The following is a 13,970-nucleotide window of genomic DNA, read 5'->3' on the forward strand; positions in this document are numbered from 1 at the left end:
TCCCAGATCAGGTCCGGGAGTTCGCGAGGTACCTGAGGGACCTCCTGGCGCGGCTCGATCCGGGCGCCGGGTGGTGCGGCGTGTTCTGGTCCCGTGACCCCGAGGGGATGCGGGCCTGCCTGGATGGCTCGGAAGTGCCCCCCTGGGACGTGGTGGAGGCACTGCTGCACGATCTGGCCGCTGGGTACGGCGCGCGGGCCGCCGAGCGCGAGACGGAGCGGGCGCGGGTGCTGCACGAGGCCTCGCTGGCGGCGTACGACGCGCGGCCCGGGGGGCGTGGGCTGCTCGGCGAGCGGCTCGACATGATGCTCACCGAGCAGCGGTTCGCCGTGGAACGGCAGGCGGAGTTCGGCCGCTCGCTCGCCGCCGCGGCCACGCCGGACGAGGTGGAGCGGCTCAACCGCGATCTGGCCTGGGTCCGCGACGACCACGAGCGGGCGTCTGCGCGGTGCGCGGAACTCCGGGAGCGCATCGAGCGGTTGGACCGGGCGGATCGCCCGCAGTGGGTCGACCTCGGGACTCCGGTGGCGGACGACTTCGCGGCCGTGGTGGTGGACGACTTCGAGGACGGAGCGGCGGCCGGTGGCTCTGACGCTCGGGCGCCGGGCGGTTTCAGGGGGAGGCCGACGGCGGCTTTCGGGGCTGAGGAGCTCGACGACTCGGGCTCGGGCCCCTACGGCTACGACTCCGGCTCCGGCTCCGGCGACGACTCCGGTTCCGGTCCCGGCTTCGGTTCCGGTTCCGGTTCCGGTCGCGGCTCCGGCTCTGGCCCCGGCCCTGGCTACGGCTCAGGCCCCGGCGCGGGCTTCGACTCTGGCTCCGGCTACGGCGACGACTTCGGTTCTGGTGCCGGCCTCGGCTCCGGCTTTGACTCTGGCCCCGGCTCGGGCTTCGGCTCAGGCCCCCGCCCGGGCTTCGGCTCGGGCTTTGACTCCGACTCCGACGACTTCGGGGAGCAGGGGCAGAACGCCTTCGGGGCTCGGGCTGAGGACGGCTTCGGGCCTTCGGGCGGGGGCGGCTTCGGGCTTCGGGCTGAGGACGGCTTCGGGCCTTCGGCCAGGGATGGCTTCCGGGCTGCTGCCGCGGACGGGTTCGGAGCCGCGGCGGGTGGCGTCGACGCCGGTTCGCAGGAACTCAGCGCCCCTGCCCCGGAGTTCGGTGCCCGCGCCCCCGGCCACGGCGACCACGCCCCGGAGTTCGGCGCCCTTGCCCGAGATCACGGCACCCCCGCCCCGGAGTTCGGCACACCCCTGACCGACCAGAGCGCCCCGGCTCACGACGCCCGCACCCTGTCGGCCGACCCCGCGTCGCAACCGGGCTCGGACCCCGAAGCGCCCCGGGTCCCGAAGCAGGGCCGCAAGTCGCGCGACGCGTCCCGCCGCACACGTCGCCCCCGCGGCGCCCGTTTCGCGGGGTTCGTCGGGCCGGACGACGAAGGGGGCGCCGACGCAGCCGCGGCCGGTGCCGTCGCCGTACCGGAGACAGCCGCGCAGCCGCCCGCCCCGAACAGACCCCGCGGCGCGCGGTTCGCGCACGCCGCCGAGGGGCCGGGCGGTGCCGATGAAGGCGGACGCCGTGACGCCGCCGGGCCTGACCGCGATGCCGGGAGGGCCACCGCCGAAGCCGTCGCCGCGCTCATCAAGCTCCGTGGTGAGGGTCGCAGCGGCGAGGCGCACGGCGTACTCGTCGAGGCGGCGGGCTGGCCCGCGCCTCGGCTGCCCCTGTTCGCCGGTGAGCTGCACCGCGCGGGCCTCGGCGCCGACTGGTCGACGCTGCTCTGGGAGGCCGCGTCCCTGCCGCCCGACCGGCTCGTCGCGCTCGCCGACGCCCTCGCCGGAGCAGGCCGCGCCGAGGACTGCCGCAAGCTGCTGCGGCAGGGTGTCTCCCGGCCCGCCCCGGAGATCGCCGAGGCCGTGCTCGCGCTGATCGACGCGGGCCGCGAGCGCGAGGCCCGCGCCCTGCTGGACGCCTACATCCGCGTACGCACCCCCGAGGACACGGCAGGCTGCGCGCACACCGATCCGTACCGCCTCATCCCGCTGCTCCTCCAGGCGGCCCAGGGGGTGTCGGACGAGCGCCACTGGGATCTCGTGCACGCGCTGCGCGTTGCCGGATTCAACGCCTGAAGCACCTGACTGAAGCACCTGCCTGAAGCGCCTGACGCACCTGTTCCATCTGCCCGTTCCGCGCCGCTTCTCGCCCGCTTGGGTGCGAAACATGATCGACTCTGCCGGTTAACGGCGATGGTCTTGCCCAGCCCGTCGGGGAGGCTTACGTTTTCCTGTCTACGCATCAAGTCTACGGGCGTAGAAGCTCTCTGACGTCCCGTCGAAGGAGCAGCTCATGGCCAACGTCGTACGCGCCGCACTGGTCCAGGCAACCTGGACAGGCGACACCGAATCCATGATTGCCAAGCACGAGGAGCACGCCCGCGAGGCGGCCCGCCAGGGTGCGAAGATCATCGGCTTCCAGGAGGTGTTCAACGCCCCCTACTTCTGCCAGGTTCAGGAGCCCGAGCACTACCGGTGGGCCGAATCCGTGCCGGACGGTCCCACCGTCACGCGGATGAAGGAACTCGCCCGCGAGACCGGCATGGTCGTCGTCGTTCCGGTCTTCGAGGTCGAGCAGTCCGGGTTCTACTTCAACACCGCCGCCGTGATCGACTCCGACGGCACGTATCTGGGGAAGTACCGCAAGCACCACATCCCCCAGGTCAAGGGCTTCTGGGAGAAGTACTACTTCAAGCCGGGGAACGCGGGCTGGCCCGTCTTCGACACCTCGGTCGGCAAGGTCGGCGTCTACATCTGCTACGACCGCCACTTCCCGGAGGGCTGGCGCCAGCTCGGCCTGAACGGCGCCCAGATCGTCTACAACCCCTCCGCCACATCCCGCGGCCTCTCCGCCCACCTCTGGCAGCTGGAGCAGCCCGCCGCGGCCGTCGCCAACGAGTACTTCATCGCCGCGATCAACCGCGTGGGCGTCGAGGAGTACGGCGACAACGACTTCTACGGAACGTCGTACTTCGTCGACCCGCGCGGACAGTTCGTCGGCGAGACCGCGAGCGACAAGGCCGAGGAACTCGTCGTCAGAGACCTGGACTTGGGCCTGATCGAGGAAGTACGCCAGCAGTGGGCGTTCTACCGTGACCGCCGCCCCGACGCGTACGAAGGGCTGGTACAGCCGTGAAGGACCTCCACACCCGCCACCGGGCCGTCATGCCCGAGTGGCTCGCGCTCTACTACGCCGACCCGCTGGAGATCACCCACGGCGAGGGCCGTCACGTCTGGGACGCGGACGGCAAGCAGTACCTCGACTTCTTCGGCGGCATCCTCACCACCATGACCGCCCACGCGCTGCCCGAGGTCACCAAGGCGGTCAGCGAGCAGGCCGGGCGGATCATCCACTCCTCCACGCTCTACCTCAACCGGCCGATGATCGACCTCGCCGAGCGCGTCGCGGGCCTCTCCGGCATCCCGGACGCCCGCGTCTTCTTCACCACGTCGGGGACCGAAGCCAACGACACCGCCCTGCTCCTGGCCACCGCGCACCGCCGCTCGAACCAGATCCTGGCGATGCGCAACAGCTACCACGGCCGCTCCTTCACGGCCGTCGGCATCACCGGCAACAACTCATGGTCGCCGACCAGCCTCTCGCCGCTCCAGACGCTGTACGTCCACGGCGGCGTCCGCAGCCGCGGGCCGTACGCCGCTCTGAGCGACGCCGAGTTCATCGAGGCCTGCGTCGCCGACCTGAAGGACATGCTCGGGCAGGCACGCGGGGGAGTGGCGGCGCTGATCGCCGAGCCCATCCAGGGGGTCGGCGGCTTCACCTCGCCACCGGACGGGCTCTACGCCGCCTTCCGCGAAGTCCTCTGGGAGCACGGCGTCCTGTGGATCTCGGACGAGGTGCAGACCGGCTGGGGGCGTACCGGCGAGCACTTCTGGGGCTGGCAGGCGCACGCCGCGAGCGGCCCGCCGGACATCCTGACCTTCGCCAAGGGCATCGGCAACGGCATGTCCATCGGTGGTGTCGTCGCGAGCGCCGAGGTCATGAACTCCCTTGACTCCAACTCCATTTCGACGTTCGGCGGCTCGCCGGTCACCATGGCGGCAGGCCTCGCGAACCTCACGTATCTCCTGGAACACGACCTCCAGGGCAACGCGCGGCGCGTCGGCGGTCTGCTCATCGAGCGGCTGCGCGCCATCTGCGCCCAGCTGCCTGTCGTACGCGAAGTGCGCGGCCGTGGCCTCATGATCGGCATCGAGCTCGTCAACCCCGGGACGGGCGAGGCAGATCCGCAGGCGGCGGCCGCCGTGCTCGAAGCGGCCCGCGAAGGCGGACTCCTCATCGGCAAGGGCGGCGGCCACGACACCAGCGTCCTGCGCGTCGCCCCGCCGCTCTCGCTGACCGTGACGGAGGCGGAGGAAGGGGCGGCGATCCTCGAACAGGCCTTGCGGAGCGTCTAGTTCACGCACCTGCCCAGGTGCCTGTTCAGGTACCCGCGCGCACGAACGTACGAGCATGAAAGGGAGCGCCCCACCATGAGTACCCGCACCCTGATCCGCGGCGGACTCGTCATCACCGCCGCCGAAGAGACCCACGCCGACGTGCTGATAGAGGACGGCAGGATCGTCGCGCTCGCCGCACACGGCTCGGGCGCCGCCGAGGCCTGGACCGCGGACCGCGTCATCGACGCCTCCCACAAGTACGTGATCCCGGGGGGAGTCGACGCGCATACGCACATGGACTTCCCGTTCGGCGGCACGTTCTCGTCGGACGACTTCGAGACCGGCACCCGGGCCGCGGCCTGGGGCGGCACCACCACCATCGTGGACTTCGCCGTGCAGACCAAGGGCCAGGCGCTGCGCGCGGGCCTCGACGCCTGGTACGCGAAGGCGGACGGCAAGTGCGCGATCGACTACGGCTTCCACATGATCCTCTCGGACGTCAACGAGAGGACCCTGAAGGAGATGGACCACCTGATCGAGGAAGGGGTCAGCTCCTTCAAGCTCTTCACCGCGTACCCCGGAGTCTTCTTCAGCGACGACGGCCAGATCCTGCGGGCGATGCAGCGGGCCGCCACCAACGGCGGGCTGATCATGACGCACGCGGAGAACGGCCTCGCCATCGATGTCCTGGTGGAGCAGGCCCTCGCGCGCGGTGAGACGGACCCGCGCTATCACGGAGAGGTCCGCAAGTCGCTCCTGGAGGCGGAGGCGACGCACCGGGTGATCAAGCTCGCCCAGGTGGCCGGTGCGCCCGTGTACGTGGTGCACGTGTCGGCGCAGGAGGCGGTGGCCGAACTGGCCAGGGCCCGTGACGAGGGCCTGCCGGTGTTCGGGGAGACCTGCCCTCAGTATCTCTTCCTCTCCACGGACAATCTCGCGGAGCCCGGCTTCGAGGGCTCCAAGTACGTCTGCTCGACGCCGCTGCGACCGCGCGAGCACCAGGCCGCCCTCTGGCGCGGCCTGCGCACGAACGACCTCCAGGTGGTCTCCACGGACCACTGCCCGTTCTGTTTCGTGGGGCAGAAGGAGCTGGGACGCGGGGACTTCTCCAAGATCCCGAACGGCCTTCCGGGCGTCGAGAACCGCATGGATCTCCTCCACCAGGCAGTGGTGGACGGGCACATCGGCCGCCGCCGCTGGATCGAGATCGCCTGCGCGAGCCCGGCCAGGATGTTCGGCCTGTACGGCAAGAAGGGCACCATCGCGCCGGGCGCGGACGCGGACGTCGTCATCTACGACCCGGCCGCCGAGCAGGTCATGTCGGCGGACACGCACCACATGAACGTGGACTACTCCGCGTACGAGGGCAAGCACGTCATGGGTCAGGTGGAGACGGTCCTCTCCCGCGGTGAAGTGATCATCGACCAGCGGAAGTTCACAGGCCACGCCGGGCACGGCTCGTACGTCCCGCGCGGCACCACCCAGTACCTCGGCTAGGAGAGGCGACGCACCATGGATTTCGGACTCGTCCTGCAGACCGATCCACCGGCCGGCCAGGTCATCAGCCTCATGAAACGCGCCGAGCGGGGCGGATTCCGCTACGGCTGGACCTTCGACTCCGCCGTGCTGTGGCAGGAACCCTTCGTCATCTACAGCCAGATCCTGGCGAACACGGACCGGCTGATCGTCGGCCCGATGGTCACCAACCCGGGCACCCGCACCTGGGAGGTGACGGCCTCCACGTTCGCCACGCTCAACGACATGTTCGGCAACCGCACCGTCTGCGGCATCGGCCGCGGCGACAGCGCGATGCGGGTGGCGGGCCGCACCCCGAACACCCTCGCCCGGATCAGCGAGGCGATGAAGGTCATCCGTGCGCTGGCCTCGGGCGAGGAGGCGGACCTGGGCGGCACGACGATCCGCTTCCCCTGGATCGGGCCGGACGCCGGGCTCCCGGTGTGGATGGCCGCGTACGGGCCCAAGGCGCTGAAGATGGCGGGTGAGGAGGCGGACGGCTTCATCCTCCAGCTGGCCGACCCGTATCTGACGGAGTCGATGGTGAAGGCGGTCCGCGACGCCGCCGCGGCGGCGGGCCGCGACCCGTCCTCGGTCACGATCTGTGTCGCGGCCCCCGCCTATCTGACGGAGGACGACTCGCCCGCCGCGCTGGCCCACGCCCGTGAGCAGTGCCGCTGGTTCGGCGGGATGGTCGGCAACCACGTGGCCGACCTGGTGGCGAAGTACGGCGAACACTCGGACCTGGTCCCCGAGGCCCTCACCGAGTACATCAAGGCCCGGGAGGGCTACGACTACTCCCACCACGGCCGCGCCGACAACCCCGACACGGCCTTCGTCCCCGACGACATCGTGGACCGCTTCTGCGTCATCGGCACGGCGCAACAACACATCGCCAAACTGAAGGAGTTGAAGCGGCTCGGCGTCGATCAGTTCGCGCTGTACGCGATGCATGACGCCCGCGAAGGCGTCATCGACGGCTACGGCGCCACGGTCATCCCCGCCCTGTCGTGAGCAGTCCCACCTCCAGGTCGGCGACGACCCCGTAATGATCACTGGCCCATAGGCCGTCGACCGGCTTGTCGAAGGCGAGGTCGGCACTCCGCACGCGAGCGAAGGCATGGGGGTGCGCGTGCGGTGAGCCGACGAAGACGTAGTCGATCCTGCGGCGGTGACCGGGCTGACGCACCAGGAGTTCGATGTCCTCGGTCGCGTGGGGGTTGTCGGCGGTCCACGTGTGTCCGGGGCCGGAGCCCGCGACTTCCCAGGCGTCGTGGTAGTGGGTGCCGCGACCCGAGAGCGATTGCCGACCGGTCAGATAGCGGATGCCCGCGGAGCCGGGTTCCGCGTTGAAGTCACCGGCCATGATCGTGGGCAGGGCCGTGCGGTGCCGGGCGTCCAGATCGGTCAAGGCAAGGACCTGGCGCTCCCGTTGAGCTTCCGCGTCGAGCCGGAACGACGTCGTGGGCGCGATGAACAGGACGTCATCGAGGCCGGGCAGCGGCACCAGGGCGGCCGGCGTGAGCCACGGGACGTCGGGTGCGTCCGCTCCGCGCTGATCCAGGACTTCGACGATGCGGTGCGGCCACCGCGTCGCGATCGCCGTCCCGCCGTACCGATCGGCGTAGGGCGGAACCGTCGCGCCGGTCTGCGACTGATGGGTGCCGTGCAGCCCCGTCCCCTCGATCAGGCCGGGCAACTGGTCCGGCAGGACCTCCTGGAAGGCGACGAGATCCGGTGCGAGCCGCCGCAGCTCGGCGTTGATCAGCGACTCCCGCGCGACCGCGTCGCCGCGGCTGTTCCATACGTTCAATGTCACGACGCGCACTGTCGTCGTCATCAGGTTCCTCTCCGTGGGTGCCCCGGGGATTGTCATGGCTGCCGGACCGCGATGACGTCGAACTCCAGCGTCACCTTCGGGCTCACGAGAACCGAGGTCGCTGCGTTCCAGTTCACGCCCCAGTCCTTGCGGTTGACCGTGACGCTGCCCAGGAAGCCGACCCTGAGATCGCCCTGTGAGTCCAGCTCGGCAGCGGTCAACTCGACGTCGATCGTGACCGGTTTGGTCACGCCACGGATGGTCAGGTCGCCGGTGACCTTGAAGTTGGTCGCGTCGACCTGCTCCACCTCGGTCGAGCCGAAGGTGATGGCGGGGTGATTGTCCGTCTCCAGGAACGTGCTGCGCAGCTGCTCGTCGCGCTGCTCGTGGTGGGTCCGAAGACTCTTCGCCTTGATCGAGAGGTGCGCTCTGGACTTCGACGGCTGGTCGCCGGAGAGGTACGCGCTCCCCTCGTACTCCTCGAACTCCCCGCGCACCTTGGTGGACATGGTGTGCCGGGCGACGAAGCCGATCCGCGTGTGGGCGGTGTCGATGATGTAGGCGCCGGTCAGCTGGCCGAGGCTGAGGGTGGTCGGCATGGTGATCACTCCTGGAGAGGGGGGAAGGGGAGCGCCTCGTCGACTGAGTCGATGGCGCGGGGCGGGCGGCGGCCCCGGCCACTGAGGCCGGGACCGCCCGGGGGTGGTGAATCGCGGCTATCCGAACTGGCCGACCTGGTAGTCGCCCGCGGGCCGCTGGGTGAGGACGTTCAGGCGGTTGAAGGCGTTGATGATGGCGATGATCGACACCAGGGCGGCGAGCTGCTCCTCGTCGTAGTGCTTGGCGGCGTTCGCCCACACCTCGTCCGGGACGCCGCCGGCCGTGTCCGCGATCCGGGTGCCCTCCTCCGCCAGCTCCAGGGCGGCCCGTTCGGCGTCGGTGAACACCGTGGCCTCGCGCCAGGTGGCGACCAGGTGGAGGCGCACCTGGGACTCCCCGGCGTGCGTGGCCTCCTTGGTGTGTATGTCGACGCAGAAACCGCATCCGTTGATCTGGCTGGAGCGGAGCGCGACCAGTTCCCGCGTCGCGGCCGGCAAGGCCGACTCCGCGAGCGCCCTGCCCGCGGCGGTGAGGTGCTTGACGGAACTGGCCGAGACCGGGTTGGCGAGGAAGTCGAAACGGGCTTGCATGGTGATCTCCTTGCTGCTTGGCCGGTCCGTCCCACGGACGGACCGGCTGTCGGTGGGATCGTGTTCGTCCCTGCAGCACCGACGAGACAGCCTCTCGAAATGTCAGGCGGACTTCTCGAAAGGTGCCGGGGGACGCCGAGTTCCGAGCTGGATGGGGGCCGAGGTCACATTCCGAGGAGCTGTCTCGTCGTACGGGGAACGACAGATGCGGCAGAGGGAGCGGCGACACCATGAGGTCCCAGTACGAACCCGGAGACAGCTGGCTCGACCCGAGCCTGAGCGCGCTCATGAGCGAGCGGCGTCAGCTGATCAATCTCGCGTACCGGCTTCTCGGCTCCCTGGCCGACGCCGAGGACGTCGTGCAGGAGGCCTACGTCCGCTGGTACGTCATGTCCCCGCAGCAGCAGAAGGCCATCGAATCCCCCGGTGCCTGGCTGACGAAGGTCGCGGGCCGCATCTGCCTCGACCAGCTCCGCTCGGCGCGGGCCCGGCGCGAGAGGTACGTGGGTGAATGGATCCCGGAGCCGCTGCCCGATCGCATGGAGTGGACCGACGGGCGGTCGGGCGGCGCGACCGTCGATCCGGCCGACCGGGTCACTCTCGACGAGTCGGTCAACATGGCCTTCCTCGTCGTGCTCGAATCGATGACCCCGGCCGAGCGCGTCGCGTTCATCCTGCACGACGTCTTCCGCTACTCCTTCGCGGAGGTGGCCGAGATCGTCGGCCGGACCCCGGCGGCGTGCCGTCAACTGGCCTCGTCCGCGCGCCGCCGCATGCGCGTCTCGCACGCGCCCGCGACGACGGCGACCCGGCGCGCCGCCGTCGTCAGGGAGTTCAAGCAGGCCTGGGAAGCCCGGGACATCGCCGCGCTCATCGGCCTCCTCGACCCCGACGCCACGGCACTCGCCGACGGCGGGGGACTGGTCAACGCCGCGCTCCACCCCATCACGGGAGGCGAGGAGATCGCGCGCTACCTGGTCTCCGTCGCCGGCAAGGCGCCCGACCAGACGATCCTGGAGCGCACGGTCAACGGTCAGCCAGGCCTGGTGGTCCAGCACGACGGCGTCACCACGGCGGTACTGGCCTTCGACATCGCGGACGACCGGATCACGCACTTCTGGGCGGTACGCAATCCCGAGAAGCTCCGCCCCTGGACGACGGACTGACGCACGCGGCCCCGCGGGACGGGAGCAGGATTGTCGGCGCCGCCGCTCGGGGAAACTTGCTGAGTTGACCCGCGTCGACCCGAGTAAGGAGCCTGGGCATGGATTTCGGACGTGTGCCGCAGACCGATCCGCCAGCCTCGTGACCGGCACCGTCCCCACGGGGCCGGCCGCCGCGGAACCCGGCGCCACATCCCAGACCGTCGCCGACGACGGCCGCGTCGAACTGCGCCCCGGTGCCTTTCCGGAGCACAGCCGCTTCGCCAACGACGACCTCAAGCCCATCCCCCTCGCCGAACGCCACTGGAGCACCTACAACTTCGCCGCCCTGTGGGTCGGCATGGCCCACAACATCCCCTCCTGGACGCTCGCTTCGGGCCTGGTCGCGCTCGGCATGGACTGGCGCCAGGCCGTCTTCACCATCGCGGCGGCCAATGTGATCGTGCTCCTCCCTATGCTTCTGACGGGTCACGCGGGCCCGAAGTACGGCATTCCGTTCCCCGTCCTGGCCCGCGCCTCCTTCGGCCTGCGCGGCGCGAACCTGCCCGCACTGATCAGGGCGGCCGTGGCCTGCGGCTGGTTCGGCATCCAGACCTGGATCGGCGGCCAGGGGATCTACGTCCTGCTCAACCAGGTCTTCGACGGGGCGTGGAGCGACGAGTCCCGGATCGGCGGTTACCCCTGGCCGCTGTGGCTCTGCTTCGTCCTCTTCTGGGCTCTCCAACTGGCCATCATCTACCGGGGTATGGAGGCGCTGCGGCGCTTCGAGAACTGGGCGGCGCCCTTTGTGCTCGTCGGCGCCGTCGTGCTGCTCGTATGGATCGCCGACAAGGCGGGCGGCTTCGGTCCACTGCTCGACCAGCCGTCCACGCTGGGCTGGGGCGGCGACTTCTGGCCGGTGTTCTTCCCCGCGCTGATGGGCATGATCGGCTTCTGGTCCACGCTCTCCCTGAACATCCCCGACTTCACGCGGTTCGGGAAGGGGCAGCGGGCGCAGGTGTGGGGACAGACGCTCGGGCTTCCGACCACCATGACCGCGTTCGCACTCCTGTCCGTTCTGGTCACCTCCGGTTCGCAAGCGGTGTACGGGGAGCCGATCTGGGAGCCCGTCGACCTGGCCGCCAAGGCCGACAACGTCTTCGGGCTTCTTTTCGCCCTGGTGACCGTCCTGGTCGCCACGGTCTCCGTGAACATCGCGGCCAACGTGGTCTCACCCGCGTACGACCTCGCGAACCTCGCCCCGAAGTTCATCAACTTCCGTACGGGCGCGCTGATCACCGGGGTCGTTGGCGTGGTCATCTTCCCGTGGCGGCTGATCGAGACTCCCGAGCTCTACATCTTCGTGTGGCTCGGCGTCGTGGGCGGGCTGCTCGGCACGGTCGCGGGAATCCTGATCGCCGACTACTGGGTGGTGCGCCGGACGGTCCTCGACCTCGCCGATCTGTACCGCCCCGAAGGGCGTTACTGGTACACGGCCGGGTGGAATCTGCGGGCCGTCGCGGCCTTCGCGGTCGGCGGTGTGCTCGCCGTGGGCGGCTCGCACTCGGCGCCGGGGAAGGGGCCGTTCCCCGAGGACGGTCTGATCCCCGTGCTGAAGCCGCTCGCGGACTACGGGTGGGCGATCGGCCTCGCTTCGGCGCTGGTCGTCTACGTGGGGCTGATGGCGGTGTGGCGGGGCGGGGGGTCCGGGGGAGGCCGACCAGTGGCCTAGCGGGGCTTGGAGGTGCCTGGAGGTGCCCGGAGGTGCCTAGGCCGGGCGCACCGCCGTCACCAGCCACACCCCCGCCCGCATCCGCACGCCGTACTCCGTCGCGTGCGGCCGGAACGCCTCCTCCAGGGCGGCCCGCGTCGCAGCGGTGACCGTCCGGCCCGGAGTGCGCGACAGGATGAAGTCGACGGCGTCCGCCGGAGTCCGGCCCCAGACCGCCTCCACCGGCACGGGAGTCACCGTCACGTCCTCGAAGACGGTGAGGACCTCATGGATGCGGGCCGGGTCCGAGAGCGAGGCCATCGCGGTGCGTGCCGCGGTGGCGTCGGCCGCGGCCTCGGGCGATGCGTACTCCGGGCTCTCCTCGGGGCCATCCTCCCGCGCGAGGAGCTTGGCGAAGAGGCCGAGCGTGCGGGACTCCTCGGTCTCCTGGTCGACGGACTGCGGACAGACGAACACCAGCCGCCCGCCGGGGCGCAGCGCGCGGGCGATGTTCGTGAAGGCGGTGGCGTGGTCGGCGAAGAACATCACCCCGCCGCGGCTGATCGCCACGTCGTACCCGGCCGTGGGGAAGGGGTGGATCTGGGCGTCTGCCTGTTCGTACGCCACGTTCGTGATGCCATCGGACGCCGTGCTCGCACGGGCGCGGTCGAGGAGCGGCGCCGAGATGTCGACCCCTACCGCATGGCCGTGCACGGCGCGGCGGGCCGCGATGCGGGTGGTGGCCCCCGCGCCGCAGCCGATGTCCAGGACGCGGTCGTCCGCGCCGATGGCCGCGGCTTCGAAGAGGGCGTCGTTCACGCCGGACAGCATCGTGTCGTACCGCTCGTGGTGGGTGGCCCAGTGGGTGCCCACGGGGCCGTTCCAGGCTTTGGCCTGGGAGGAGTTGGGGGGCGTCGTCGCCTCTGTCGTCATGAGGTCTCCTTGGCGTGGGGAGCGGCGTGGTGGGCCGAGTGGTGGACGGAGTGGTGTGCCGCGAGGGCGCTCTCGATGCGGTCGACCGCCGTGAACGCGCCGTACGCGATCAGGTGCACGAGGCAGTGGTCGCTGAACGGCGGCTTCTTCCAGGCCGCCACGTCCTCGTCGGTGATGCGGTACGGAGCGAGCGCGGCGAGCAGAGCGAGGCGTGCCCCCGGGCTGGACGCGCGGTCGGGCAGGGCCTCCCAGGACAGCGGCGGATGCGAGCCGTCCCACGCGGCCACTGTCGCCCGCACGAGGGTCTGATCGGCCTCGTCCAGCAGGCCCGCGCCCCTCGCCGCCGCCGCACGCAGCGCGGCGTAGGCGGAACCGATGGGCGTGCCTGAGGCCCAGGAGGGCCCTGGCTGCGGGTCGTCGAGCAGGGCCAGCGAGTCACCGGGGGTGAAGGAGCGGCGCACCGTCTTCTGGAGGGTGCGGCCGCCGAGCGAGCGCACTGCCCGGAAGCGCTGCGCGTTGCAGGGCAGTATGTCCTCGGTGATCAGCGACGACGCGACGCGGTTGATGAAGTGGAACGTGAGCGCGGTGCCGATGTGGGCCGGGGCGTGGGCGCGGGGGAACGGTGGCGAGGCGAGCTCCGGCGCCTGAGGCGTCCGGGTGGCCTTGCCCCAGGCGAGCAGCCGCGCCTGCGCCGGGTCCTCGGGCTGCTCGCCGCGCAGCACCCGCTCGGCGACGCGGTGGTCGCCGGTGGCGTGCAGCATCATCGTGTGCGCGTTCACGCAGAACGGGCAGCGGTTGGCGAGCGAGACGCCCACGGCGACCAGTTCGCGGTCGGTGCGGGTCGTGCCACCGCTGCCGAAGGCGTCGTCGCCGCCGACCAGCAGGGACTCGCGGAGCAAGGCCCAAGCGGCGGTGAACAGTTCGGGCGCGGGGGAGAGGACGACGAGCGGCGCGGGCTCCGCGATGCCGAAGTCTTCGGCCATCTGCGCATAGGCGTCGGCGGTCCTGCCGGTCGCTGACTTCGCGTGTACGGGATCGGTGTATCGAAAAGTTGCCATGGCCCGATGGTCGGTGCGCCGGGCGCCTCGGGTCGTCGTCCGACGGAAGGCAGTTGCGCGTACGCCGCCGGGGCTGTGCGGGTCCGCGACTACTGCACGGGGAGTAGTGCGAGAGCGGTCTGCTGGGGTGACGCGGTTGTCGGTGGCGGCATCT

At 70.7% G+C, this 13,970-nt stretch carries 12 protein-coding genes; 7 read left to right on the forward strand and 5 right to left on the reverse strand.

What is annotated here, in order from left to right:
- Window positions 1–80 precede the first annotated feature (80 nt).
- The 5 genes from E5671_RS36610 (at window position 81) to E5671_RS36630 (ending at window position 6,977) form a co-directional block, all read left to right on the forward strand.
- The gene (locus E5671_RS36610; RefSeq protein ID WP_443032746.1) at window positions 81–2,126 is read left to right on the forward strand and encodes a hypothetical protein; all 2,046 of its coding nucleotides are present in this window, start codon (window positions 81–83) and stop codon (window positions 2,124–2,126) included.
- 217 nt (window positions 2,127–2,343) lie between these two features.
- A complete protein-coding gene (locus E5671_RS36615; RefSeq protein ID WP_160508188.1) occupies window positions 2,344–3,186 on the forward strand; it encodes a nitrilase-related carbon-nitrogen hydrolase in 843 nt (280 codons plus the stop codon).
- Window positions 3,183–4,466: an aminotransferase class III-fold pyridoxal phosphate-dependent enzyme gene (locus tag E5671_RS36620; RefSeq protein WP_160508189.1), complete on the forward strand. Its 1,284-nt coding sequence runs from the start codon at window positions 3,183–3,185 to the stop codon at window positions 4,464–4,466. The genes E5671_RS36615 and E5671_RS36620 overlap by 4 nt, the downstream gene beginning before the upstream one ends.
- A gap of 75 nt (window positions 4,467–4,541) precedes the next feature.
- Window positions 4,542–5,945, forward strand: a complete 1,404-nt coding sequence (gene hydA / locus E5671_RS36625) for a dihydropyrimidinase (protein WP_160508191.1) — start codon at window positions 4,542–4,544, stop codon at window positions 5,943–5,945.
- 15 nt (window positions 5,946–5,960) lie between these two features.
- Window positions 5,961–6,977, forward strand: coding sequence for a TIGR03842 family LLM class F420-dependent oxidoreductase (locus tag E5671_RS36630; RefSeq protein ID WP_160508193.1), 1,017 nt, complete (start codon window positions 5,961–5,963; stop codon window positions 6,975–6,977).
- Here E5671_RS36630 and E5671_RS36635 read toward each other — a convergent pair.
- The 3 genes from E5671_RS36635 to E5671_RS36645 form a co-directional block, all read right to left on the reverse strand.
- Complete coding sequence (locus tag E5671_RS36635; protein ID WP_160508195.1) at window positions 6,958–7,803, reverse strand: endonuclease/exonuclease/phosphatase family protein; 846 nt, start codon at window positions 7,801–7,803, stop codon at window positions 6,958–6,960. The two genes, E5671_RS36630 and E5671_RS36635, sit on opposite strands and share 20 nt — an antisense overlap.
- A 32-nt stretch (window positions 7,804–7,835) precedes the next feature.
- Window positions 7,836–8,381 (reverse strand): YceI family protein, encoded by a 546-nt coding sequence (locus E5671_RS36640; RefSeq protein ID WP_160508197.1) that lies wholly within the window; start codon window positions 8,379–8,381, stop codon window positions 7,836–7,838.
- Between the two features lie 117 nt (window positions 8,382–8,498).
- Complete coding sequence (locus E5671_RS36645; protein ID WP_160508199.1) at window positions 8,499–8,972, reverse strand: carboxymuconolactone decarboxylase family protein; 474 nt, start codon at window positions 8,970–8,972, stop codon at window positions 8,499–8,501.
- 230 nt (window positions 8,973–9,202) lie between these two features.
- Here E5671_RS36645 and sigJ point away from each other — a divergent pair, with 230 nt between their 5' ends.
- On the forward strand, window positions 9,203–10,138 hold the full coding sequence (gene sigJ, locus E5671_RS36650; protein ID WP_160508201.1) for an RNA polymerase sigma factor SigJ: 936 nt from the start codon (window positions 9,203–9,205) through the stop codon (window positions 10,136–10,138).
- 139 nt (window positions 10,139–10,277) lie between these two features.
- Window positions 10,278–11,846 (forward strand): NCS1 family nucleobase:cation symporter, encoded by a 1,569-nt coding sequence (locus E5671_RS36655; RefSeq protein ID WP_160508203.1) that lies wholly within the window; start codon window positions 10,278–10,280, stop codon window positions 11,844–11,846.
- Window positions 11,847–11,882: 36 nt separating this feature from the next.
- On the opposite strand, the gene E5671_RS36660 is transcribed toward E5671_RS36655, so the two are convergent.
- Both E5671_RS36660 and E5671_RS36665 read right to left on the reverse strand, forming a co-directional pair.
- Entirely contained in the window at window positions 11,883–12,758 is an 876-nt protein-coding gene (locus tag E5671_RS36660) for a class I SAM-dependent methyltransferase (RefSeq protein WP_160508205.1), read from the reverse strand.
- Window positions 12,755–13,816: a carboxymuconolactone decarboxylase family protein gene (locus E5671_RS36665; protein WP_160508207.1), complete on the reverse strand. Its 1,062-nt coding sequence runs from the start codon at window positions 13,814–13,816 to the stop codon at window positions 12,755–12,757. The genes E5671_RS36660 and E5671_RS36665 overlap by 4 nt, the downstream gene beginning before the upstream one ends.
- Window positions 13,817–13,970 lie beyond the last annotated feature (154 nt).

It is taken from the genome of Streptomyces sp. BA2 (genome assembly GCF_009769735.1).
GTDB lineage: Bacteria > Actinomycetota > Actinomycetes > Streptomycetales > Streptomycetaceae > Streptomyces.

Excerpts from the sequence above, each read along its gene's own strand:
- E5671_RS36615 (WP_160508188.1), top strand. The coding sequence starts at position 2,344 with ATGGCCAACGTCGTACGCGCCGCACTGGTCCAGGCAACCTGGACAGGC.
- hydA (WP_160508191.1), top strand. The coding sequence starts at position 4,542 with ATGAGTACCCGCACCCTGATCCGCGGCGGACTCGTCATCACCGCCGCC.
- E5671_RS36630 (WP_160508193.1), top strand. The coding sequence starts at position 5,961 with ATGGATTTCGGACTCGTCCTGCAGACCGATCCACCGGCCGGCCAGGTC.
- E5671_RS36635 (WP_160508195.1), bottom strand. The coding sequence starts at position 7,803 with ATGACGACGACAGTGCGCGTCGTGACATTGAACGTATGGAACAGCCGC.
- E5671_RS36640 (WP_160508197.1), bottom strand. The coding sequence starts at position 8,381 with ATGCCGACCACCCTCAGCCTCGGCCAGCTGACCGGCGCCTACATCATC.
- E5671_RS36645 (WP_160508199.1), bottom strand. The coding sequence starts at position 8,972 with ATGCAAGCCCGTTTCGACTTCCTCGCCAACCCGGTCTCGGCCAGTTCC.
- sigJ (WP_160508201.1), top strand. The coding sequence starts at position 9,203 with ATGAGGTCCCAGTACGAACCCGGAGACAGCTGGCTCGACCCGAGCCTG.
- E5671_RS36660 (WP_160508205.1), bottom strand. The coding sequence starts at position 12,758 with ATGACGACAGAGGCGACGACGCCCCCCAACTCCTCCCAGGCCAAAGCC.
- E5671_RS36665 (WP_160508207.1), bottom strand. The coding sequence starts at position 13,816 with ATGGCAACTTTTCGATACACCGATCCCGTACACGCGAAGTCAGCGACC.